21 protein-coding genes and 1 other RNA gene are annotated in these 23,183 nt (G+C 44.1%); 11 read left to right on the top strand and 11 right to left on the bottom strand.

Going from position 1 to position 23,183, the window contains the following annotated elements; genetic code table 11:
• The first annotated feature begins 1 nt into the window (after position 1).
• The 6 genes from ACO1NU_RS11645 (at position 2) to ACO1NU_RS11620 (ending at position 8,072) form a co-directional block, all read left to right on the top strand.
• Positions 2-700: a 3'-5' exonuclease gene (locus ACO1NU_RS11645; protein ID WP_448818659.1), complete on the top strand. Its 699-nt coding sequence runs from the start codon at positions 2-4 to the stop codon at positions 698-700.
• 5 nt (positions 701-705) lie between these two features.
• Positions 706-2,610: a DUF294 nucleotidyltransferase-like domain-containing protein gene (locus ACO1NU_RS11640; protein ID WP_448818658.1), complete on the top strand. Its 1,905-nt coding sequence runs from the start codon at positions 706-708 to the stop codon at positions 2,608-2,610.
• 111 nt (positions 2,611-2,721) lie between these two features.
• Positions 2,722-5,355 (top strand): bifunctional acetaldehyde-CoA/alcohol dehydrogenase, encoded by a 2,634-nt coding sequence (adhE, locus tag ACO1NU_RS11635; RefSeq protein WP_448818657.1) that lies wholly within the window; start codon positions 2,722-2,724, stop codon positions 5,353-5,355.
• A 160-nt stretch (positions 5,356-5,515) separates the two neighbouring features.
• Complete coding sequence (locus ACO1NU_RS11630; protein WP_448818656.1) at positions 5,516-5,710, top strand: hypothetical protein; 195 nt, start codon at positions 5,516-5,518, stop codon at positions 5,708-5,710.
• Between the two features lie 24 nt (positions 5,711-5,734).
• Positions 5,735-6,820 (top strand): glutamate 5-kinase, encoded by a 1,086-nt coding sequence (gene proB, locus ACO1NU_RS11625; protein ID WP_448818655.1) that lies wholly within the window; start codon positions 5,735-5,737, stop codon positions 6,818-6,820.
• 4 nt (positions 6,821-6,824) lie between these two features.
• A complete protein-coding gene (locus tag ACO1NU_RS11620) occupies positions 6,825-8,072 on the top strand; it encodes a glutamate-5-semialdehyde dehydrogenase (RefSeq protein WP_448818654.1) in 1,248 nt (415 codons plus the stop codon).
• Here the strand turns inward: ACO1NU_RS11620 and ACO1NU_RS11615 are convergent.
• Positions 8,069-8,602 (bottom strand): DUF6580 family putative transport protein, encoded by a 534-nt coding sequence (locus ACO1NU_RS11615; protein WP_448818653.1) that lies wholly within the window; start codon positions 8,600-8,602, stop codon positions 8,069-8,071. The genes ACO1NU_RS11620 and ACO1NU_RS11615 overlap by 4 nt on opposite strands.
• 74 nt (positions 8,603-8,676) lie before the next feature.
• Here ACO1NU_RS11615 and ACO1NU_RS11610 point away from each other — a divergent pair, with 74 nt between their 5' ends.
• Complete coding sequence (locus tag ACO1NU_RS11610) at positions 8,677-10,461, top strand: chloride channel protein (RefSeq protein WP_448818652.1); 1,785 nt, start codon at positions 8,677-8,679, stop codon at positions 10,459-10,461.
• 2 nt (positions 10,462-10,463) lie between these two features.
• Here ACO1NU_RS11610 and ACO1NU_RS11605 read toward each other — a convergent pair whose 3' ends face one another.
• The 4 genes from ACO1NU_RS11605 to ACO1NU_RS11590 all read right to left on the bottom strand — a co-directional run bounded on the left by ACO1NU_RS11605 (position 10,464) and on the right by ACO1NU_RS11590 (position 13,430).
• The gene (locus ACO1NU_RS11605) at positions 10,464-11,852 is read right to left on the bottom strand and encodes a sigma-54-dependent transcriptional regulator (RefSeq protein ID WP_448818651.1); all 1,389 of its coding nucleotides are present in this window, start codon (positions 11,850-11,852) and stop codon (positions 10,464-10,466) included.
• A 122-nt stretch (positions 11,853-11,974) separates the two neighbouring features.
• Positions 11,975-12,346, bottom strand: an RNA gene (rnpB, locus tag ACO1NU_RS11600) — RNase P RNA component class A.
• Positions 12,347-12,355: 9 nt separating this feature from the next.
• Positions 12,356-12,799, bottom strand: a complete 444-nt coding sequence (locus ACO1NU_RS11595; RefSeq protein ID WP_448818650.1) for a c-type cytochrome — start codon at positions 12,797-12,799, stop codon at positions 12,356-12,358.
• A complete protein-coding gene (locus ACO1NU_RS11590; protein WP_448818649.1) occupies positions 12,792-13,430 on the bottom strand; it encodes an SCO family protein in 639 nt (212 codons plus the stop codon). Before ACO1NU_RS11590 ends, ACO1NU_RS11595 begins: the two co-directional genes overlap by 8 nt.
• A gap of 96 nt (positions 13,431-13,526) precedes the next feature.
• Between ACO1NU_RS11590 and folB the strand changes: the two genes are divergently transcribed.
• On the top strand, positions 13,527-13,898 hold the full coding sequence (gene folB, locus ACO1NU_RS11585) for a dihydroneopterin aldolase (RefSeq protein WP_448818648.1): 372 nt from the start codon (positions 13,527-13,529) through the stop codon (positions 13,896-13,898).
• Here the strand turns inward: folB and ACO1NU_RS11580 are convergent, their stop codons facing one another.
• A complete protein-coding gene (locus ACO1NU_RS11580; protein ID WP_448818647.1) occupies positions 13,899-14,324 on the bottom strand; it encodes an acyl-CoA thioesterase in 426 nt (141 codons plus the stop codon). It abuts the gene before it with no gap.
• A gap of 144 nt (positions 14,325-14,468) precedes the next feature.
• On the opposite strand from ACO1NU_RS11580, the gene ACO1NU_RS11575 reads away from it, so the two are divergent.
• A complete protein-coding gene (locus ACO1NU_RS11575; protein ID WP_448818646.1) occupies positions 14,469-15,779 on the top strand; it encodes a nicotinamide mononucleotide adenylyltransferase in 1,311 nt (436 codons plus the stop codon).
• A 1-nt stretch (position 15,780) separates the two neighbouring features.
• On the opposite strand, the gene xerD is transcribed toward ACO1NU_RS11575, so the two are convergent.
• Complete coding sequence (gene xerD / locus ACO1NU_RS11570) at positions 15,781-16,677, bottom strand: site-specific tyrosine recombinase XerD (protein WP_448818645.1); 897 nt, start codon at positions 16,675-16,677, stop codon at positions 15,781-15,783.
• 120 nt (positions 16,678-16,797) lie between these two features.
• Between xerD and aroQ the strand changes: the two genes are divergently transcribed.
• Positions 16,798-17,214: a type II 3-dehydroquinate dehydratase gene (aroQ, locus tag ACO1NU_RS11565; RefSeq protein ID WP_448818644.1), complete on the top strand. Its 417-nt coding sequence runs from the start codon at positions 16,798-16,800 to the stop codon at positions 17,212-17,214.
• 81 nt (positions 17,215-17,295) lie between these two features.
• On the opposite strand, the gene ACO1NU_RS11560 is transcribed toward aroQ, so the two are convergent.
• Together ACO1NU_RS11560 and ribD are read right to left on the bottom strand one after the other, a co-directional pair.
• Positions 17,296-19,359: an LTA synthase family protein gene (locus ACO1NU_RS11560; protein WP_448818643.1), complete on the bottom strand. Its 2,064-nt coding sequence runs from the start codon at positions 19,357-19,359 to the stop codon at positions 17,296-17,298.
• Between the two features lie 106 nt (positions 19,360-19,465).
• A complete protein-coding gene (ribD, locus tag ACO1NU_RS11555; protein WP_448818642.1) occupies positions 19,466-20,548 on the bottom strand; it encodes a bifunctional diaminohydroxyphosphoribosylaminopyrimidine deaminase/5-amino-6-(5-phosphoribosylamino)uracil reductase RibD in 1,083 nt (360 codons plus the stop codon).
• Positions 20,549-20,603: 55 nt separating this feature from the next.
• Here ribD and prmC point away from each other — a divergent pair, with 55 nt between their 5' ends.
• Positions 20,604-21,473: a peptide chain release factor N(5)-glutamine methyltransferase gene (gene prmC / locus ACO1NU_RS11550; protein WP_448818641.1), complete on the top strand. Its 870-nt coding sequence runs from the start codon at positions 20,604-20,606 to the stop codon at positions 21,471-21,473.
• A 74-nt stretch (positions 21,474-21,547) separates the two neighbouring features.
• Here the strand turns inward: prmC and ACO1NU_RS11545 are convergent, their stop codons facing one another.
• A complete protein-coding gene (locus ACO1NU_RS11545) occupies positions 21,548-22,090 on the bottom strand; it encodes a DinB family protein (RefSeq protein WP_448818640.1) in 543 nt (180 codons plus the stop codon).
• A 98-nt stretch (positions 22,091-22,188) separates the two neighbouring features.
• Positions 22,189-23,175 (bottom strand): NAD(P)H-quinone oxidoreductase, encoded by a 987-nt coding sequence (locus tag ACO1NU_RS11540; protein ID WP_448818639.1) that lies wholly within the window; start codon positions 23,173-23,175, stop codon positions 22,189-22,191.
• Positions 23,176-23,183: the final 8 nt, after the last annotated feature.

The following is a 23,183-nucleotide window of genomic DNA, read 5'->3' as shown; positions in this document are numbered from 1 at the left end:
GGTGAATGATTATTATCTATTTATAGACACCGAGACATCAGGACTGCCCAAGAAATGGGACAAGCCCTACGGCAAACCCGGGAACTGGCCATATATCGTGCAGGTATCCTGGGTTGTATACACGACATTGGGCGAAGAGGTGGTGCAGAAAGACCATTTCGTGTCCGATGACGATTTTGTGGTTTCGCAAGGGTCGTTCAATATCCACGGCTTTTCGGATGAATACCGGAAGAAGCATGGCCGGACGAGAGAAGAGGTTATGAAAGATCTGGCGGCGGACCTTCTCAAGTACCAGCCCATCATCGTTGGGCATTTCACAGAGCTTGATCTGCATATGATCGGCGCTGATTTTTACCGTGCGGGTCTTCCGAACCCGGCGTTGAATTTGCCAGCCTTCTGCACGATGATCGCTACGATGAAGATGGTGCAAAATCCGTCGGCTAGTTTCTTAAGACTTGGCCAGCTGTACGAGCAGCTGTTTAATCAGCATCTCCTGAATCCGCACAATGCCCTGGACGATTCTATCGCTACAGCCCGCTGTTTTTTTGAACTGAAGAACAGGGGCGACATCACAGACCAAATCATTCAGGCTCAGCAAAAAGCTCTCGATAAGGTGAAATTGACCTCAAAGAAGTTTTCCTTTGCACTTCCGGTGCTTGTACTGTGCCTGGTAACCATACTCATTTCATTTCTTTTCTAGAATCTATGACACGCGCTGAATTCCTAAAAAATGTTCTTCCGTTTAATATACTACCCGATGAGGTGCTGCTAGGGGTTGCTGATCTTCTGCATGAAGTACGGTATACAAAGGATACGGTAATCTATCAGCAGGAAGTGACTAAGATGAAGGGAGTCGATATCATCGTTGAAGGTACGTACGAGTCATTTTTCTATGATAGCTCACATGCGAGGCGCATGGAGGAACATCACGATGCCGGCTTCTGCTATGGAGGCGTTTCGGTTTTGTTAAACAGGAAGCGTTCATTGAGGACTGTCATTGCCAGGAAAGGCACGGTGGTTTATTTCCTTCCACGTAAAGACTTCAGGGCCTTATGCACGGCTTATGAGGAGTTCTTCCATCATTTTACTGCCGACTTTGGACGCAGGATGCTGAATGAAGAGTTCGCTCATTTCGCGAAGAAGCCTACTTCATTTGAGGAAAGCTATCTCGCATCAGAACTGTTGTATTCAAGACGCATCGAAAGCATTGGATACCGGGATATCGTCTACTGCGATGCTGACACTCCGATTTATCAGGCCGCCTCGATCATGGCAGAGAATAAGACCAGTTGTTTGATTGTCCGCAATGCTGAGTCAGAAGTACTGGGCTTTGTTACCGATATAACCCTCAGAGATAAAGTGATCGCTGCGAGAGGAAACTATGATGCGCCTGTGATTGAAGTGGCAGATAACCCTGTGACGACTATAAGTAGCCAGGCATTTGTTTATGAGGCGGTTTTGATGATGTTTTCGACTAAGACGAAGTATCTTCTGGTGGAGGATCAGGGTGTCTATAAGGGCATCATCAGCCGTAACCGTTTGCTGAGTGAACAGGCACAGTCACCGCTGGTATATGTACAATCTGTTAAGCTGGCTGTTTCGGTAGAAGAGCTCCGATCGAAATGGCAGCAGGTACCACAGATGATCACACAGCTTCTTGGCCGTGGAGTCAACGCGGAGATCATTAACCAGATCATTTCGACGATTGCAGATACAATAGCGCAAAAAGTGATTGAGGAAGTGATTAAGCGCGTAGGAGAGCCGCCTGCAAAGTTCGTGTTCATGGTGCTTGGCAGTGAAGGCCGGAAGGAGCAGACGCTTAAGACTGATCAGGACAATGCAATCATTTATGAGGATAAGGCGAATGAGCAAAGGGAGTTGGTTAGGGAGTACTTCCTGAATTTTGCGAAGATTGTTTCCGAGAAGCTGGATTATATAGGGTTCAGTTACTGTACAGGTGGATTTATGGCGAGTAATCCGGCCTGGACGCATTCTCTCTCGCACTGGAAACGGAATTATGTCAGCTGGATGGAAGAATCCTTACCTGAGACAGTAATCAAGTTCTCTACTTTTTTCGATTGCCGCTATATTTATGGAGACAAGAACATCATCGCTGAACTGCATCAGTTCCTGGATGAAAAGCTTCATGAGCCCATGGAGAAACTCTTTTTCCATATGGCGAATAACGCGGTACAATATCAACCACCTCTTACATTCTTTAAAAATATACGGACAATCACTGTCGGGGAGCAAGAGGTCTTTGATATTAAAAAGGCGATGACTCCCATTGTCGATCTGGTTCGCTTATATTGTTTGAAAAATAGGATTTTCAAAACGAATACGGGTGAACGATTGAAAGCGCTCAAAGATATAAAGGTGTTCTCGGAGTCGGAATACCATGAGCTCAACCAATCTTATTACTACCTGATGGCTATGCGCCTGAAAAAGCAAGCCAGCCAAATCATACACGACAAGGCCGTTCCGGAGAACTATATAGACCCGAACAGCCTGACGAAAATTGAGCAAGTAACACTAAAAGAGATATTTCGCACGATAGAGACATTTCAGTCGAGATTGCGACGCGAATACACCAATAATTTGTTCGGTTAAATGCCTGAGGTTTAATGATTCTCATCATTTAGCACCTTGACTGCTATCATTGGTTTCGTGACGATTTGAGGATACCTTTATATCATCAAATCACGATTAAAAGTAAATATCATGAAACCCACAAATGCAGAAAAGCTTGTTCAGAAGATTGAGAGAGTTAGAGAAGCCCAAAGGTTATACTCTTCTTACAGTCAGGAGCAAGTGGATGAAATCTTTCGTCAGTCCGCCATGGCTGCAAATAATGCAAGAATTCTGTTAGCTAAGCTGGCAGTTGAAGAGACAGGGATGGGGCTTGTTGAAGACAAAGTAATCAAAAATCATTTTGCTTCGGAATACATTTATAATCAATACAAGGACACAAAAACCTGTGGTGTCATCGAAACAGATGAAGCTTTTGGCATCACTAAAATAGCTGAGCCAATAGGTGTTATCGCAGCTGTTGTCCCTACTACCAATCCAACATCAACAGCGATCTTTAAGGCATTGATCGCTTTGAAAACAAGGAACGGTATTATCTTTTCCCCGCATCCGCGCGCAAAGAAATCAACTATTGCGGCAGCGAAGATCGTTTTGGAAGCCGCTATAGCAGCCGGTGCACCGAAAGACATCATTGGATGGATCGATGAGCCCTCTGTAGAGCTTTCTCAGATTGTGATGGCAGAGTGTGACCTTACTTTGGCTACAGGAGGTCCGGGAATGGTTAAATCTGCATATTCATCAGGAAAGCCAGCTATCGGTGTGGGTGCGGGAAATACACCTGCGATCATCGATGAGACAGCCCACCTTAAGATGGCGGTAAATTCCATTTTATTGTCTAAAACTTTCGATAATGGCATGATCTGCGCTTCTGAACAATCTGTTATTGTTATAGACAGCATCTATGAAGAGGTAAAACGCGAATTTGAGGATCGTGGTGCCTACATCTTGAATGATCAGGAAGCTGAGAAGGTACGTAAAGTAATTGTAGTAAATGGCGTTTTAAATGCCGGTATCGTTGGACAATCTGCTTTCAAAATCGCAAAGATGGCTGGAGTTGACGTGCCTGAGTTCACTAAAATACTTATTGGAGAGGTAGAGTCTGTTGAAAGATCAGAAGTCTTCTCACACGAAAAACTGTCTCCGCTTCTGGCGATGTATAGAGCAAAGACCTTTGACGAAGCACTGGAAAAGTCAGTTCGTTTGGTGAAGTTGGGTGGATTTGGCCACACTTCAGTACTTTATACAGATGAAGTAAAATCTCATGACAGGATCGAAGCTTTCGGCGCAAAAATGAAGACAGGAAGAACAATTGTGAACATGCCATCATCACAGGGAGCGATCGGCGATATATTCAATTTTAAGTTGTCACCTTCACTGACTTTAGGATGCGGCAGCTGGGGAGGAAACTCTGTTTCTGAAAACGTAGGTGTGAAGCACTTGTTAAACGTTAAGAGCGTGGCTAGCCGGAGAGAAAATATGCTTTGGTTCCGGGTGCCTGAAAAGGTGTATTTCAAATACGGTTGTATGCCGGTAGCCCTGCGTGAATTGAAAGACCTCGGCCGTAAAAAAGCCTTTATCGTAACAGATAAGGTTCTTTACACACTGGGCTTTATTGACCCGGTAGTTAAAGTGCTGGAAGAACTGGGAATAGAACATACTGTGTATTTCGACGTGGAGCCTGATCCAACACTGGAAACAGCAAGACGTGGAGCCGCAGAGATGATCAACTTCCAGCCTGATACCATCATCGCTTTAGGAGGTGGCTCACCGATGGACGCAGCAAAGATTATGTGGGTATTATATGAGCATCCTGAAGTGCGCTTTGAGGATCTGGCAATGCGCTTCATGGACATCCGGAAACGTGTTTATCGTTTCCCTACCATGGGCGAAAAAGCAATGATGGTGGCAATTCCAACATCTGCAGGTACAGGATCAGAGGTAACTCCGTTTGCGGTTATTACGGATGAAGTATCCGGTTTGAAATATCCACTTGCAGATTATGAACTCACTCCAGACATCGCGATTGTAGATGCTGAGCTGATGATGAAGATGCCAAAGGGACTAACATCCGCTTCAGGAATAGATGCTCTGACTCATGCATTGGAGGCGTACGTTTCAGTACTCGCATCCGAATACACCAACGGTCTGGCTCTTGAAGCAATCAGGTTGATCTTTAAGTATCTGCCAGACGCCTACAACGAAGGTCAGACAAATGTGAAAGCCCGCGAGAAGATGGCGCATGCGGCAACAGTAGCGGGAATGGCGTTTGCTAATGCTTTCCTGGGTATCTGCCACTCATTAGCTCATAAACTGGGTGCAACACACCATGTACCGCATGGCGTGGCGAATGGAATGCTTATCACCGAGGTGATCAGATTCAATGCTGTAGATAATCCAAGAAAGCAGGCTGCGTTTCCTCAGTACAAATATCCAAACGCGAAGTGGCGCTATGCACGGGTTGCAGATTATCTGAACCTGGGTGGTGAAACAGATTCAGAGAAAATCGAGCTTCTTATAGCTGCTATTGATGATCTGAAGGCGAAGGTGGGTATCCCAGCATCAATTAAGGAATACGGTATTTCCGAAAATGCCTTCTACCCAACACTTGATGCTATGTCAGAGCAGGCTTTTGACGATCAATGTACAGGTGCGAACCCTCGCTATCCACTAATTAGTGAACTGAAACAATTATATATAAATGCTTTTGAGGGAAAACAAGAATCAAAAGCGGAAGAGCTCGAGCTTAAGACAGAAGTTATAGCCTAATTACCAATACGAAAGGAAGAAAAGCCCCGCTGCGCCAGCAGCAGGGCTTTTTTGCGTTGTAACGGGACCGAACAGTTTTGAATGCAGAGTGAACATTTCGTCACTTCGATTGCTTATAGTCATTGGGCAGCATTGCCCCTTTAACTTTTAATCCACTATTATGGCGAGCAATTTTTTCATGGTTCTTATCGATGATGTACCGACCCGCTTTGAGAAAAGCAGAATAATTGAGATTGAACCATCTGGTAATGGCGGATCGAAGATAATTATGGATGCATCGCATGAGTCTGAAGAGCCGATCGTATATTTCACCAGTGAGGGGTACGAGGACGTTATGAAGTCATTTTTGTCCTAAAATTTTGTAGTTTTATGCTATCTCATGAGCTTAAACTACAAACGTATTGTAATTAAAGTAGGATCTAACGTCCTTACAAAGTCGAACGGTCTGCCCGATATTACGAGAATCGAGCATCTGGTTGATCAAATTTCCCGGATAAAAGAGCAAAACCGGGAGGTAATTCTTGTCTCTTCAGGCGCGGTTGCATCAGGAAAGAGCATTCTCTCGGCTTCAGATAAATTTGATGCTGTTGTAACCCGACAGTTACTTGCATCTGTCGGACAGGTGAAGCTTATAAACAAGTACTCTGAACTGTTTGAAAAAAAGGGCCTCGTATGTGCCCAGGTACTGGTTACGAAGGAGGATTTTCGCGACAGACTTCATTATCTGAATATGAAGAACTGTTTTAATATTCTGCTGCAGCATAATGTTGTTCCTGTAGTCAACGAGAATGACGTCATATCCGTAACAGAGCTGATGTTTACAGATAATGATGAGCTGGCGGGACTAATTGCGTCTCAACTGAATGCTGATGCTCTGATTATTTTAACCAATGTGGACGGAATCTATAATGGCGACCCCAAAGACGAAAGTTCCAGTGTAATAGAGCGTATTGATCAGGAATTTACCGGATTTTCAGAGATTATATCGGCTAAGAAGTCTGAATTCGGTAGAGGCGGCATGATGACTAAATCCAATATGGCCCACAAGGTAGCGCGATTGGGAATAGCTGTGCATATTGCAAACGGCACCACGAATGATATTATTCCAGGGCTGTTATCCGGAGAAGTAGTAAATACCTATTTTGTTCCTCAGAAGAATGCTTCCGGAAGAAAGAAATGGATCGCACATTCTGAAAATTACGCTACCGGTATTGTAAAGATAAATGAAGGTGCAAAGCTTGCATTAACATCTGAAAAAGCCAGCAGCCTTCTGCCGGTAGGCGTCGTCAGTATAGAAAAGGAGTTTAAAAAGGGAGAAATCATCCGACTCATTGATGAAGATAATACGCCGATTGGTCTGGGCATTGCCGAGTACGGCTCAGAGAAGGCCAGGGAGAGAGTCGGGGTGAAAAAACAGAAAGCTCTGGTCCATTATGATTATCTCTATTTAATTTCCAAAAACTAATAATATGAGTCTTAACGGTTATTTTGAGGCGGCGAAGTCTGCCGCGAGACCATTGAATATGGTTGCTCCGGAGCGGGTTTCAGCTGTGCTGCTTGATCTGGCTGATGCACTTGTAGCGGAAACGGATTTTATCATCCGGGAGAATCAAAAGGATCTTGACAGGATGAGTCCAGACGACCCGAAGTATGACAGGTTGAAACTCTCGTCAGGCAGGATCCAGGATATTGCAGCTGATCTCAGAAATGTCTCGAGTTTAGAGAGCCCGGTGCGGGCCGTATTGGCGGAGAAGCAGCTTCCGAATGGTCTTCTTCTGAAGAAGGTTAGAGTGCCTCTGGGGGTTGTTGGGGTGATTTACGAGGCTCGTCCCAACGTTACTGTGGATGTGTTTTCACTCTGTCTGAAGACGGGCAATGTAGCCGTTTTGAAAGGTGGAAGTGATGCCTCATTTTCCAACGAAGCCATCATTTCAGTGATCCATAGAATTCTTGATGTTCATGGAATTGACACGAATGTGGTGACCTTGCTGCCGCCGGACAGGACTGCAACTGAAGCTTTGCTAAATGCAGTTGATTATGTGGATGTAATTATCCCACGTGGCAGTCAGCACCTGATCAATTATGTAAGAGAAAATGCGAGGGTTCCTGTAATAGAGACAGGAGCGGGGATTGTGCACACCTTTGTAGATGAGTCTGCGGATGTGGAAAAGAGCCGGGATATCATACTCAACGCCAAGACACGGCGTGTGAGCGTCTGCAATGCCCTGGATTGCCTGTTAGTGCATGAGCAACGCGTCGGAGATCTGAGCTATCTGCTGGGACAACTGAGTGAGTCGAACGTGATGATCTTTGCTGATAAACAGGCTTTTAACCAGCTAAAAGATAGCTATCCCGAAAATCTGTTATTTCAGGCGGAGGATGAGCATTTCGGAATCGAGTTTCTGGACTATAAGCTTGCCGTCAAAATAGTGAAAAACCTGGAAGAAGCATTAGATCATATAGCGCGATTTAGTTCAAAGCACAGTGAAGCTATACTTTCTGAAAATGAGGCTAATATAGATGCATTTTTCAATCAGGTCGACGCCGCGGCGGTCTACTCGAATGCGTCTACAGGTTTCACAGATGGGGCTCAGTTTGGCTTAGGTGCTGAAATAGGAATAAGCACTCAAAAACTACATGCCAGGGGACCGATGGGGCTAGAAGAGCTAACTAGTTATAAGTGGATAGTAAGAGGAAACGGGCAGGTGAGAGCTTAAGCTCTCACCATTGCTAATTTCGGAAATCCTTTTTCAAGGAGGTAGAAACCGCCGAATAACATGGTGCCATAAATAGCATCCGCTATGATCATGTTTCTTAAGAAAGGTAATCCCATAACATATGACTGAATCACACCATTTAAATTATGTGGATACCATGGGTACAGGAAAGCAAAGTTTGTGATGAGGAAGAAGAAGACTGCTCCTGCAACCGAAGAAAGAGCAATAGACATAGGCGTGATTTTACCTCGAATGACCATTCCACAAAGGACCATAGCGATGAAACCGATGTAGACCGCTATATTGAACCCACTTCCAAGAAAACTATCAGATATAGCCATAGCAGTTAGCGGCACCAAAACTGCTGTCGCTTTGTTCTGAAACTGTGCACCTGCAAAGATTGCCAGGGCACCAACGGCCGTAAAGTTCCAAATATGAGGAACATAAAGAGGAAGAGCTCTTGTGCATGCAGCAAGTAAAACCAAGCCACTTAGTACAAGAAATCTGGATGAGAGTACGGTTTTTGTCATGATTCAAAGTTAAAAGGAAAAATTGAAAGCGGAAAGCTTTATGTTTTTTTAGTAGTTTTGGGCGACCGTGAAAAATGTATTCAAAGCTCCTCACATTAGTTCAGAATCTAAATAGATACAGAAAACAGCATGTTTCTAATCGGAACTTCCTGATTATAGCTGCCGTAATTGTGGGCATTATCGCGGGCCTGGCAGCTTCCGTGTTGAAGCTTCTTACCCATCATATAGAAGTTTTTCTTCAGGATGAACTACAATGGAAGTACAAAATCTATCTCTACCTTGGATTTCCTTTGCTGGGCATGCTTCTTTCAACTATTTATGTAAAGAGGTTTATTGTAAAGCGTAAGTTCGAGACCGGACTGACACAAATTCTATATAGCATTTCCAGAAAGTCCAGTAAAATGGATTTCCATAATATTTATTCGCAGATCATTACAAGTGCTTTGACGGTAGGATTTGGAGGCTCTACCGGATTGGAAGCGCCTATAGCGACTAGTGGAGCTTCGATCGGATCGAATATCGGGCGGGTTCTTGGTCTAAATTATCGTGAGGTTACCTTGTTGCTCGCATGCGGTTCTGCAGCTGCGATTGCCGGAGCATTTAACAGCCCCCTTGCAGGGATCGTATTCGCAATCGAAATACTCCTCCCGGAGTTCTCTATTCCGGTATTTATACCCTTGTTGATCGCATCAGCTACCGCGTCGGTTGTAGCGAGGTTATTTTATCAGGAACAGCTCTTCTTATTTATTTCGGAAGGGTGGGAATTTAAGGGCCTGGCTTTTTATGTGCTTCTCGCTATTTTGCTCGGCTTGTTCTCCATTTTCTTTACAAAACTTACCTACTGGGTTAAGGGCAAATTTAAAAAGATAGAGAACGTTTATTCAAGAGCGATAGTTGGTGGGCTGATCCTTGGACTTCTGATCTTTATTTTTCCCACTTTATACGGGGAAGGGTATATCAGTATCAAGCAGCTTCTTGTAGGAAACTATAACATTCTGCTTAGAAACAGCATCTTTTCCCAATATACGGATGTTCCTGCTATACTGATCTTTTTTACTCTATTTGCTTTGTTTGCGAAAGCCTTTGCTACTCTTGTCACTTTGAGTGCAGGTGGCAACGGCGGCGTTTTCGGGCCCAGTATAATCCTGGGAGGGCTTGCTGGTTTTCTTTTCTCCTATGGGATCAACCAAACAGGTCTTATTCAACTGAATATTTCAAACTTTATAGTTGCTGGTATGGCTGCCGCCTTGAGCGGTATCATGCATGCACCTTTAACCGGTATATTTCTTATCGCTGAGATAACAGGTGGATATGTCTTAATGGTGCCTCTTATGATCGTCAGTGCGATATCCTATTTTATCAGTAAAGCCAGTTTAAAACATTCCATATACACGAAGGCGCTTGCAGAAAAAGGCGAATTGCTTAGTCATGAAGACAAGGACGGGATTGTACTTCGGATGATGAAACTGAAATATTTGATTGAAAAAGGGTTTGTTGAGCTTCATCCCGACGAAACACCACAACAAAGAAGTGCAGACATATTGCAATCTAAAAGGAACATTTTTCCGGTTGTTGATAAGAACAGGAAGTTTCTGGGATTGATTTATAGCGGGGCCTTATTTGATTTGCTTGTGAACAAAAAAGATGACGTCCGGATCAGTGAACTCTATGAGCAGGCACCTGCTGTAGTCTATTCCACCGAGAGTATGCAGGCTGTGATGGAAAAGATGGATAAGCAGGATGTATGGATCCTGCCCGTTGTTAACGCAGAGGGCGAATATTTAGGCTTTATTTCTAAATCCGCAGTATTTAATAAATACCGCTCGTTGCTGGTGCGACAAGCGGCATATTTGGACTAATACTATTCCGATCTCTTAAGACCGTATTTCTCAATTTTGCTGTATAGGTGACTCCTTTGAATATCTATGTCATCAGCTGTCTTCGAAACGTTCCAATTGTTTTTTTGGAGCTTATACTTAATGTATTCTTTTTCTGACTGGTCTTTATATTCCTGGAAGCTTGCATATTGATCGAAGTTTACCTGAGGGCCTGCAGCTGGTGAACTGGCTGATGGCATGGATTCCTGAGATCCGGAAGGATTAGCGAATGTACGGACATCATTCTCTGTTATCGTTTTCTCACTCAGGATGATCAATCGTTCAACCATGTTACGGAGCTCTCTGATATTTCCTGTCCACGGTAATGCTTTCAACGCATCAATAGCACCATCGCTGAACTTCTTGACCGGCATTCCGTACTCTGAACAAATCTCGTTGCAGAAGCTTTCTGCCAGTATGGATATATCTTCTTTTCGCTCGGAAAGGGGAGGTACATGGATAAGAATCACACTCAACCGGTGATAAAGGTCCATTCTGAAGTTATTCATTTCAATTTCTTTCAGAAGGTCTTTATTCGTAGCAGCAACAACTCTTACGTTTACTTCAATTTCCTTTTCCCCGCCGACGCGAGTAATCTTGCTTTCCTGAAGAGCACGCAGCACCTTTGCCTGAGCAGAATGGCTCATATCACCAATCTCATCCAAAAATAGGGTACCTCCGTTAGCCTGCTCGAACTTTCCGATACGTTGTTTTACAGCTGAGGTGAAAGATCCTTTTTCATGTCCGAAAAGTTCGCTTTCAATCAACTCAGAAGGGATTGCAGCACAGTTTACCTCGATTATCGGGCCAGTAGACCTGTTCGACTTTTCATGAAGCCATCTCGCTACAAGCTCCTTCCCGCTACCATTAGCTCCCGTAATTAATACACGGGCCTCGGTAGGAGCAACCCTGTCAATAGTATCCTTAATTTTTGAAATAGCCGGCGAATTGCCCAGAATCTCTCTTACCTTACTAACTCTTCGCTTAAGTACTTTAGTCTCAGTGACCAAATTTCCTCTTTCAAGCGCGTTTCGTACAGTGATAAGTAAACGATTCAGGTCTGGTGGTTTGGAGATGAAGTCGTATGCGCCCTTCTTGCTGGCTTCTACTGCAGTCTCGATAGTACCGTGACCGGAAATCATGATAAACGGAAGGTCGGGTTTTACAGCAAGTCCTTCTGAAAGGACTTCCATCCCATCCATTTTGTTCATCTTGATATCGCAGAGTACCAGATCGAAATTCTGCTTTTGAATCAAGGCTAGCCCATCGATGCCATTATCGACATCTTCGACTTCGTAATCTTCATATTCAAGTATCTCCCGTAATGTATTACGGATAGCACGTTCGTCGTCAACAATTAGAATTTTAGCCATAATGTTCTAGTTTTTCGAACACAAGAAGATGGATTTTGTTTTTGCGAATGTATACAATTATATACAGTTTTTAATTGGAGCGATCATAAAAACACAAAGCTGTCTGAATAAGACAGCTTTGTAAAAGGTTTGTAAGCCGGGTTCTGTTTCCCTATGGGGATTCCATCATTTATCTAGCCATATCATTGCTGATATGATCAAACGACCTACCCACTGGTGCATTTGCCTGGGGCAAAACTAAGACGAGCAGCCTTATTCGCCAGCATATTTGGTCTTTCAACTCCTGGGGTTTACCGCGATGTATGTCACCATACAAAGCCGTGAGCTCTTACCTCACGTTTTCACCTTTTCCTGACAGTCAGACTGGCAGGTAGTTTATTTTCTGTGGCACTTTCCGTACACATCGATAGATGTGCCCTTCCCGTTAGGAAGCAAGATGCTCTGCGTTGCCCGGACTTTCCTCCTGGTACAAAATACCCGGCGATGGATCAACCGCAGCGAAGTTAGCGTTTATTGCTGATAATACACTTTTTAAGATGAGCTGATGCATCATTTACGTCGTACAAACCCTGTTTATTTCCGAAGGTGTTGGTTACATACGTGACCAGAGCTGCGATGTCAATGTCGGGGAGGTTCGCGTTTGCAGGCATATTTGATGAATAGACAATATGGTTAACCAGCATCGTGTCGCTTGTGCCATATTTTATCCAACAGGCAAGTTTCTGCTTGTGTGCCTTCAAGAAAACCGTATCCGTAAGCGGAGGGATAAGTTTCCCAAGCCCCTTCCCGTCGCCTCCGTGGCAGTTCTGGCAATGTGTGTCATACAGCCTTTTCCCGTTCGTATAGTACCGGGCGTAGTTCAGATCATTTTCAGACTGGCATGCATAAAATACGCTGCAGCAGGCTACGATACTGAAGATGAGGCAGACAAAGTTGAGCTTACTCATCACTTTCTTTGAGTAAAATATCCATGTCGTTCATCAGCTTAGAGACCTGGTCTTCATTTGTCCCGTCGTAAGCACCTCTTAAACGGCCTTGTTTGTCTACCAGGATAAACCATCCTTGATGGATATATCCCCCTGGGGCATTCGAATCCTCATTTACAGCCACCAGATAGCTTTTTTCAGCAAGCGTATAGACGGAATCTCTGCCACCTCTTAAAAATTCCCACTGTGTGCCCTCTACACCCAGCTTGGTTGCATACTCCTTCAACTTTTCCGGGGTATCATATTTGTAATCAATCGTATGGGAAGCTATTTTGACCTGTTCGTTATTCTTGAATTTGTCATATACCTTCAACATATTGCGATGCATTACCGGGCATATAGAAGGGCAGGATGTGAAGAAGAAATCTGCAACATAGATCTTGTTCTTAAAGTCGCTCTTCGATACTGTTTTATTATCCTGATTTACAAAGCTAAAATCCGGAACAGTCTGATATAGCGTATCTGTAACAGTCTTGCCATCAACCACGCGCGTGACCGCCTCCCGGTTACCGAGGATAGGAAGTTTTTCAGCGGCTTTGTTGCAGGATAAAAGCAAGAGCATTGCAAAAGGGGTAATTAAGCGAATATTCATGCTGCAAATCTACTTCTTAGCACATTGGAATACAAGAAATTGATAGTAAACGCGTGTTTCTTTACTGCTTCGTGCCCGAAAGTATATCTTTGTTACATGGCTGCAATTGTAAAAAGGATAAGTCTGGAGGGCGTAAGGATCTTTGCTCACCACGGATACTATCCGGAGGAGCAAATACTGGGAACTCCCTTCCTTGTTGATGTCCTCACGGAAATGGTGAGTGAAGATGACGATTCGGACGATCTGGATCTAACCGTGAATTATGGTCGCCTGTTCGAGATCGTATCAGAAGAAATGAAAATAACCAGAAAGTTGCTCGAGAAGGTGAGTCATTCCATCCTCTTACGAATTAAAGAGGAGTTTCCATTTCTAGATATGATACAGGTTAGCATTACCAAACTGTCATTACCTCTTCCCGGTCAGATCAAGAATTCAAAAGTTGAGCTCATTTATAGACGACAAGAATAATCAATACGCCAAAGCTTCAAAGTCAATCATCTTCTGGCGCTGTATTTCAGGGATTCGTTCAGGTCTGTTCTTTTCGTAATTAAAGAATATGCACACCGTTTTACCCGTCGTGCAAATCTCCTCGCCCTGAGGTGTTTTGATCGTTAAGATGTATTCCACGGTGAAACTGCAATTTCCTAGTTTTGATATCCTTACGTTGGCGTAGAGCTCATCCCCATACCTGACGGGTTTCTTATAATTCACCTCAGCTTTGGCTATGATAATTCCTCTTGTGTTACTGCGCCAATTTACAATCTGCTTCCAATAGCCGGAGTGAGCAATTTCAAAATAGGTAAGAAACACATCATTGTTTACTACGCCAAATGCGTTCAGGTCTCCAAACCGGATTGGAATATAGGTTTTAAAATTATAAGAATCGAAGTTCATGTATCACGGGATTAGTCTCACTGTCCTGCAAGGGACGCGATGTATTTGTCTAAACTTTATTCAGGAACGTTTTGTTTGTTACTAAGCCCAGAAGTATAAAAGAATTGATTTTGCTTCTACTGAATCAAAAAGTTAGTTTTGCACATGCTCAGAGAAATACCCGAAACCAAGAGAAAGGCACTAAAGATTAATTTGAATCCTAATATCTATGGCACATTTGCTGAGATTGGGGCAGGCCAGGAGGTTGCGCGCAACTTTTTCACAGCAGGGGCCGCTTCGGGCACAATAGCTAAAACGATGTCCGCATACGACATGGTATTCAGTAACGAAATCTATGGAGCTGAAGAGTCCGGACGCTACGTCAGCAAATCGAGATTGCTCAAGATGCTAACCCATGAGTTCGACCTGCTTACTGAAAGACTCGAGGGGCTGACCTACGATCAGCGGTGTTTCTTTTCATTTGCTAATACGGTTACCACACTTAACTACAGCAAGACCAATGAGCCTCATGGCTGGGTAGGGATTCGTTTTCAATCTGAGCCCCACGGAAAAGCTAACGAAATTATATTACACATTCGCCTGCTCGACAGTGATGCCAGCTTACAGCAAAATGTTTTGGGAGTGATCGGTGTGAATCTCGTATATGCAGCCTTTTTCCTGAACGGCGATGTTCAAACAATGATTGAATCACTTGTTGACAATCTATCAATTGGATCTGTAGAGATCGACCTGATCAACTTACGAGGTCCTGTATTTCAGAACGCGAACGACCGGCTTGTCAATTTGTATCTGATCGCTAAGGGCTTCTCAAGCGCAGCTATTTTCGACAGATCGGCAGAGGTTCAGCAGTCGAAAGACCTGTTGTATAAAAAGAATATCATGATCCTCCGCACGAAGTTCCGACAGAAGTCAACACCTAACTTCGACCTCTTCAATCGTGCCGTTGAACAATTTAAAAGAACTCAGGGAATTGATGGCTCAAATCTGGTTGTGCTGATCGAAGTGTTGATGTCCAATATGTTTGATGAAAAAAAGGAGATCAACAGAGAGGATCTCGAGGAATTCGCGAAGAGGGCAGAAGAACTTTGTGCAACGGGAAATCACGTGATTGTATCTCACTTCTCGCGCAACCACAAGCTGGCCCAGTACCTTTCTAAATGTAAGCCGAGCAGCGTAGGGATATCTACAAACATTGCCAACCTGAGAAGGATCTTTGATTCAGCCAAATACGGTGAGAACTACACGGACGAGCTTTTAAGCTACGTAAGCGACTTGTTCAGCAAGAACGTAAAACTTTACGCGTACCCCTATCTGAATAAAGTAACTAACGAGATTATCACTACTCAGAACATGCCTGTAAGCTACCAGGCAAAACCCTTATACGATTTCTTAATTCTCAATAATTATATAACAGACATCGAAAGCTACGATAAGAAGGATGTTAAAACGGTCTGATTTAGCTCCTTGGATGGTACTGCCGGATCATGTCTTTCAGGTAAGCTTTGTCCAAATGCGTGTAGATTTCAGTAGTGGTAATGCTCTCGTGACCAAGCATATCCTGCACGGCACGAAGGTCTGCTCCGCCTTCAATAAGGTGTGTTGCGAAAGAATGACGAAAGGTATGGGGACTGACATCCTTTCTCAGTCCGATTTTTTTCGCGAGGTCTTTGATTATCAAAAAGATCATCACCCGGCTTAAAGGGCTTCCGCGTCTGTTTAAAAAAACATAGTCTTCAAAGCCGGGTTTTACCGACTGATGAATTCTGGATTCATTTAGATATATGTTCAGATATTTGATGGCTTCGCCACCTATAGGAACCAGACGTTGTTTGTCGCCTTTGCCAATTACCTTTATATATTCAATATCCAGAAATAAGTCGGAACGCTTTAGGGTGATCAACTCAGAAACACGAAGTCCACAGCCATACATGACTTCCAGGATTGCCCTGTTGCGCATTCCCTCAGATTTGGAATGATCAATCGCATTTATGAGTGCTTGTATCTCCGGAACGCTCAAGGTATCGGGTATGTTGCGGCTCAAGCGGGGGCCTTCCATTAAGGCTGCTGGATTATGTTCAAGACCTGTTTCCATCACCAGATACTGATAAAAGGTTTTTATGGCAGAGAGTACTCTGGCCTGCGAGGAAGCGAGCATACCCAATTCATTCAGCCAGCCTAAGAACAGCCTGAGATCATCTGTGCTAACAGATCCGGGCAGATGTCCCCCCGTACTGTCACAGAAGGATTGCAGTTTACCAATGTCTCTGATATAGGCTTCAATTGTATTTTGAGACATACCTCTTTCAAGCAGGAGGTAAGATTTGAAACCAGTCAGCAATGTACTCCAGTTCATACTTTAATATATGACATGTTCAAATTAAACTAGTATGTTTGAACAATCTCAAACTATTTTGAGTGTTCAAAGATGATCAATTCAATCAAATCGTTTAACATTAACTGAAAATACTGAACAGTGAATTTACATGTCATAAATGGTCCCAACTTAAATCTGCTTGGGAAAAGAGAAAAATCAATCTATGGAGATGAGAGCTTCGAACCATTTTTTGCAAGCCTGCAGAAACTCTTCCCGGAGATTCAGCTTGAGTACTTTCAAAGCAATTCAGAGGGAGAGATCATCGATAAGATACACGAAATCGGTTTTGAATCTGATGGAATTATCTTAAATGCGGGTGCATATACACATACGTCTCTGGCAATTGCTGATGCAATAGCTGCGGTGACGACTCCCGTGGTAGAAGTTCATATCTCAAATGTTCATGCAAGGGAGCCGATCAGACACCACTCATATCTGGCCAAAAACTGCGTCGGTGTTATTGCCGGATTCGGTCTCAACAGCTATAGACTCGCTATTCAGAGCTTTATTCGATAGCAGCCTTTAGGAATCCAAATGCCAGGAGAGTGGAACAGCTCAGCAAGCGCAGCTAACAGAGCATACTCTTAATCCCTGCGTTTATATCTGTTTTCCAGACCCTCGAGTGTCAGACACTTTAAGTGATTTAAGTATGGTAAACACCGACATCGCATAGCTTGCACGTGCCTGCTTCAGCAGCTTATGAGCTGCTGAGCAAGTACTATCCCTTTTCAGGAGCTTGTTTTCAGACCGGTATAGCACAGACGATGGCGAGTAGTTAACCGCAGCATCCGCGGAATAGGCAGTAAACGAGCCTAGATTTACGCCATAAAATCCCTTCTTATTGTCTTCCCTAAGCAAATTTTCCCCCATGTTGAAGTATTTAGCTTCAGACAGCGCCAAGTTATAAATGGTGGGAAATATGTCTTTATGCGAGCCATACCTGCTAGTGTCCACACTGAATTGCGGGCTATATCGTTTCGGAATATACATATACAAGGGGACGCCCCTTTGTGAGAGCTGCCCCGTTTCATCAAAGTCAAACAACATCAGGTTGTTATGATCTCCGGTAGCTACTACAATCGTGTTACTTGCAAGAGGTGAATGTTTAAGCTTATCCAGAAATGCCCCCAGGCAATCATTAGAGTACTGTAAACAGTTTAAGTTCTTTATCGCCAGACTTTCTTCAACTAAAAGCCGCTTCTTAACATCTGCCGGCAATTCTATGGGCAGAGGCTTGTAAGTAGCTGGCAGGTCGAATGGTGTATGATTGCTCGTTGTCTGGATAAACATGAACTTGGGACGGTCCTGATCAGCTGATAACTTCCTGAAGACGTATTCGAATAAGTATTCGTCATAGGCGCCCCAATGATTTCCTGTAGAATGTTGAATTTCCTTATAGATATCCTCTCTTCCGAAGAGCTTATCAAAACCCTGGTTCGGAGCGAGCTCATGTATATTCCTCCACGAGGTTTCTCCCCCGGTAACGAAGATCGTTTCAAAACCCGCACGTTTAAACGGCTGTGCTGTACCAGTAGGAAGAGGTTGAAACCTATAGCGCGACTGAGTTAATGCTATAGGGCTGTTCGTAAGGAGAAATTCGAGGCTCTGAACCGTCGAGTTGCCGCTGGAAACAAAATTTCTGAACACCACATCAGACCCGAAATGCGGTTTCAGTCTCCCCATCACGTCAACATCCCCGGAGTTGAGCATCATATTGTAATTGCTCATACTTTCCATAAAGAGAAATATAACATTGGGTTTATTTCTCGCCAAATAAGCGTTTTTCGGCGTTGTGGAAAACAGGTTCCTGATTGCGCTTTCCTCAGTCAAGTCAGCGGGCAGGTCTTTTTCTGAAAAGTAATCCTTAGCGGCTGCCCGAATATTGTCATAGCCCATTTCATGAACAAGGCTGAGCGAGGATCGCTGGATATCGTCTGCTTTGTTACGTTCAGAAAAAGCAGTTTTCAGCGCATAAACTCCGTTAGTCGCAAGGAAATTGATTGATTTGCTGGTTGAAACTGATGTGTCATGAGATTGCAGGGGAAAAGTGCTCAGCGACTGTCTGATGCCAAGAACAAGGATTCCTACAATGGCCAGTGACGCACTGATATTTGCCCATAGAGGCATTTTCAGGCTGAAGTGTCTCTTTCTATACAAGCGTTTAGCATAAAAGGCGTAAGCGGACAAGATGGATGAACATAGCAGGAAGATCCTCAGAATAGGATAGTCTGACCACACCGAGGTCATTACCGCTTTTGTGTCATCGTCGATGAGCCCGAATATCAAAATGTTAATGTGAGATTGAAAATAGTTGTAGAAATATTGATCAATAAATAAGACCAGCATGAAGAGGCCAACAGAAATGCCACAATATGCCCAGACAAACTTTTCGATGAAAGACCGGTACTTCGTTGATGATACGAAGATAAAACTGAGGAACAAGCAGAATGGAATAACAAGGCTGTAGCTGATCACCATTGTGTCAAACTGAAATCCTCTGAAAAAGGCCTTCGCTGTGTCTACAGGCATGCTGAAGATATCAGTATTGTGGAGGCGTACAATGAAGGATATTCGAAAGCAGGTGAATAATAAAAGCTGGAATATGTAGATACAGAAAATCTTGTAAACGTTGTTGTAGAAATGTTCAAACCTCTTTCTCATTGTTAGTCTGCGCGTTAAGGAAGCGCGAAAGTAGGACTATTTGTGAAATGTTTTCAGAAAGTTGAACTAAATTTTCACTCAAGTTAAATTCTTCACGAAGAAGCCTTTACCTGAGAGCCTGATCCGTATTCCATATCATCATCAACTGGTCTTCACCTACCGAATATGTCTTCCTGGTTCCTCCCTTCAAAGTCGGAGCAGGCAACCCTTCATGCCAACGGGATGGGCCGACGAAAATGCGGGCTTCATCCCATAATCCTTCCTTGATGAAGAGATCCAATGTAGCTGCACCTCCTTCAATGATCACCGATTGGATATCGAGTATGTACAGCTGGTAGGCAATCATCTGTGGGAGGTAGTGATCGAAATTTTCTATTTCAAGGTATTTTGTTTGACTATCGTAGTCCGTCTTTTTAGCATTGAAAACTATAGTAGGTTGAGACTGATCCAGCAAATGCGAGTTTGCGGGTAGTTCGAGATTTTTATCGATTACAATGCGTACCGGGTTGCGACCATTCCATTCCCGAACATTTAGTTGAGGGTCATCCGCTAAAGCTGTGTTTTTTCCAACCAATACAGCATCTTCTTCCGTGCGCCACTTATGGGAAAGAACTTTAGCTTCCCTGCCCGATATCCACTTTTGAGAACGGTCGGACGGAGCAAAAAACCCGTCGGCAGTCTCCGCCCACTTCAGGATGAAATAGGGCCTCTGCTTGGTGATGCGCGTAAAGAAGCGTCTGTTGATGAAATTTGCCTCTTCAACACAGAAGTTCTCCGTTACTCTGATGCCCGCCTCCCTCAACTTCAGCACGCCCTTGCCATTCACAGAGTCGAATGGATCGGGAGAGCCGATCACCACATGTGGAATTTTATGCCGGATGATCAGGTCTGCGCAGGGAGGCGTTTTGCCGAAGTGCGAACAGGGCTCAAGATTGACATAGATGGTCGAGTGGCTTAATATCTCTTTATATTGATCCGGATAGCGGTTCATCACATCATTGATGGCATTTACCTCCGCATGTGCCTGTCCGTATTTCCGATGGTATCCTTCCCCAACTATTTTACCCTGATAGACCACTACCGAACCAACCAAAGGGTTCGGACTTACTGATCCCATTCCAAGCTCGGCCAGCTCAAAGCAGCGTTGCATATACTTTATTTCCGGTACTTCAATCGTGTTGTCTTTCATACAGCGCAACAAATTTAGTTATTCAATTGTAGATTAATCTGTATTTTGCCCGAATATGACGATCGGAGAGATAGAGCAGAAAATTGCCACTGAGCTGGCAGATCAATATGGTGAGAACGAAGCTCAGAGCCTGGCCCGCGTAGCCATTGAAGACGTTTGTGATATAAGGTTCACAGCACAGATGGGGCAGAGGTCAACTCCGCTTTCGCACGAACAGGAACAGCTTCTTTTGAAAGTGCTTGACGGTTTGAAACAGAACACTCCCCTCCAATACTTGCTTGGCTTCGCTGACTTCTATGGTCTAAGATTCAAAGTTGCGCCGGGGGTACTCATTCCCAGGCCTGAGACTGAAGAATTGGTGGACTGGGTATTGAGCGACATTGCGCTACAACGAAATCAGGAAGGTGCCCGTCGGATACTCGATATCGGCACAGGAAGTGGCTGTATCCCAATCATCCTGAAGAAGAAGCTACCGAATACTGAAGTAATCTCTGTCGATGTTTCAGAAGAAGCCCTCAGGATAGCGTCAAGTAATGTCGTGTTCCATGATGTGGATGTCAGGCTTGTTAAAGGTGATGTGCTGAATGAACTGTCAGATTTTCAAAAAGATACAGTTGATATTATTATAAGCAATCCGCCATACATCACGAGTGCAGAGAAAGCCCAAATGCACGCAAATGTACTTCAAAACGAGCCTTCACTTGCTCTCTTTGTACCCGATGAGGATCCTTTGATTTTCTACCGAAAGATTTTGATTCTGGCGCAAACCTGTCTTGTTCCTGATGGATCTGTGTACTTTGAAATCAATTCGCTTATGGGTGAACCCATGCTAGCACTGATCAGCGAGTACGGATTCGCAGGCGATTTAAGAAAAGATATTAACGGGGCAGACCGGATGGTTAAAGCCCGGAGGTTACCTCAATAAGAAAATACTGTATGATAATTCATACATGTAGAATTTATCATACAGTATTTGTACTTAACAGATATCGCTATGACTTATACAGCCAGTTCATCGAGGTAGTTAGTAAGTCGCGGAAGGTGGATTACATTATCATGCTGCTCATTTTCCATTGACCAGAAACTTCCCGCCAGTTTGAAGATCTTGAAAAGCTGAGCCGCTTCATGGAGAAGAAAGAACTCGGTCCATTGACTAACCGTCATTCTGCCTAAGACAGCATGTGTGCCTACGCGTGAGGCACTTTCGTTATCTGCATTCTCCAGGAGTGTACAAATATCCTCTCTTAAACGATACATCTCGTGCAGAAGGGAGCCCGTGGACTTTGCACAGCTAAATCCGAATTCAGGATCGTAATCAGGCTTGTACACCTCGAAGAATGGATTCACGTCACTCATCATCGTTCTTAATCGATGCATAAATACATGATGATAGCGTGTTAGATAGGCAATCGTTTCGTGAATTGAAAATTTATCAGGTATAAGCCTGCTGTAAATAGCTTCCGGAGGAAGATCGTCGATGTAAGTTTTAATCGTTTTGTGTTGATTCAAAAAACGTTCAATAGTATGCTCTTGGAGATTCATTTTGAATAATTCAGGTTGGTAAAAGATATATGCATAATGTATGCCAGCTTCATACAAATGTGATATCTTCAGGTTAATATTACATTGACCAACCGTTATTAATTCGTTAGATCCCGATCCACAGAAAGTACAATTTTTCCGATGTGATCACTGTCCTCCATAAGCGCGTGCGCTGACGCAGCATTTGCTAGCGGAAATGTTCGGTAAATTATCGGTTTAACGTTCTGACTTTCGAAAAGCGGCCATACGATTTGCCTGATTTCTTCGGCCAAAGCTGCCTTGAATTCATTGTTTCTTGCCCTGAGTGTACTGCCCGTTACGGTCAGCCTTCGGCGCATCAGATCGGCTATGTCTAGCTGGACTTTGTTGCCTCTCACCGCATTGATGAACACCAGTCTACCTTCCTCTTTCAAGAGGCGAATGTTTCTATCCATGTAGTCGCCGCCAATCATATCGAGTATAACATCGAAGCCGACATGCTGCAGTTCATCAAAGAAATCAGACACCTTGTAGTTAACGCACTTCAAAGCACCCATCGCTTCTGCTGCAGCACCTTTTTCGTCAGATCCGGCAGTCGCGTATACTTGTGAGCCCAGTGCACGTGCGAGTTGTATTGCCGTAGTGCCAATGCCACTGGTTCCACCATGGACCAGCAAAGTCTCGCCTTCTTTCAGCTTTCCTCTTTGGAAAACGTTATGCCAAACTGTAAACACAGTTTCCGGAAGTCCGGCCGCCTCTTCGAAGCTTAGGCCTGCCGGTATGGACAGGCATACATCGGCATGGGCAACAACATATTCTGCATAGCCGCCGCCGCCAATAAGCACGCAGACGGCGTCGCCGGGTTGCCATTTTACTACACCTTCTCCGCATGCAGCCACAAGACCAGATACCTCCAGTCCGGGGATATCGGCAGCGACTCCAGGCGGAGAAGGGTAGTGGCCCTTCCTTTGAAATACGTCGGGGCGGTTTACGCCCGCAGCAGCTACTTTAATCAGCACTTCATTAAAACCCGGTACCGGCATAGGCCTTTCCTCCAGCTTCAGCACTTCAGGTCCGCCTGATTCAGAAATAATAACTGCTTTCATTGTTGAGG

The sequence above is a fragment of the Arcticibacter sp. genome (assembly GCF_053551015.1).
The sequence above is the reverse complement of the archived record's forward strand: the minus strand, read 5'-3'. Positions and strand labels throughout refer to the sequence as shown.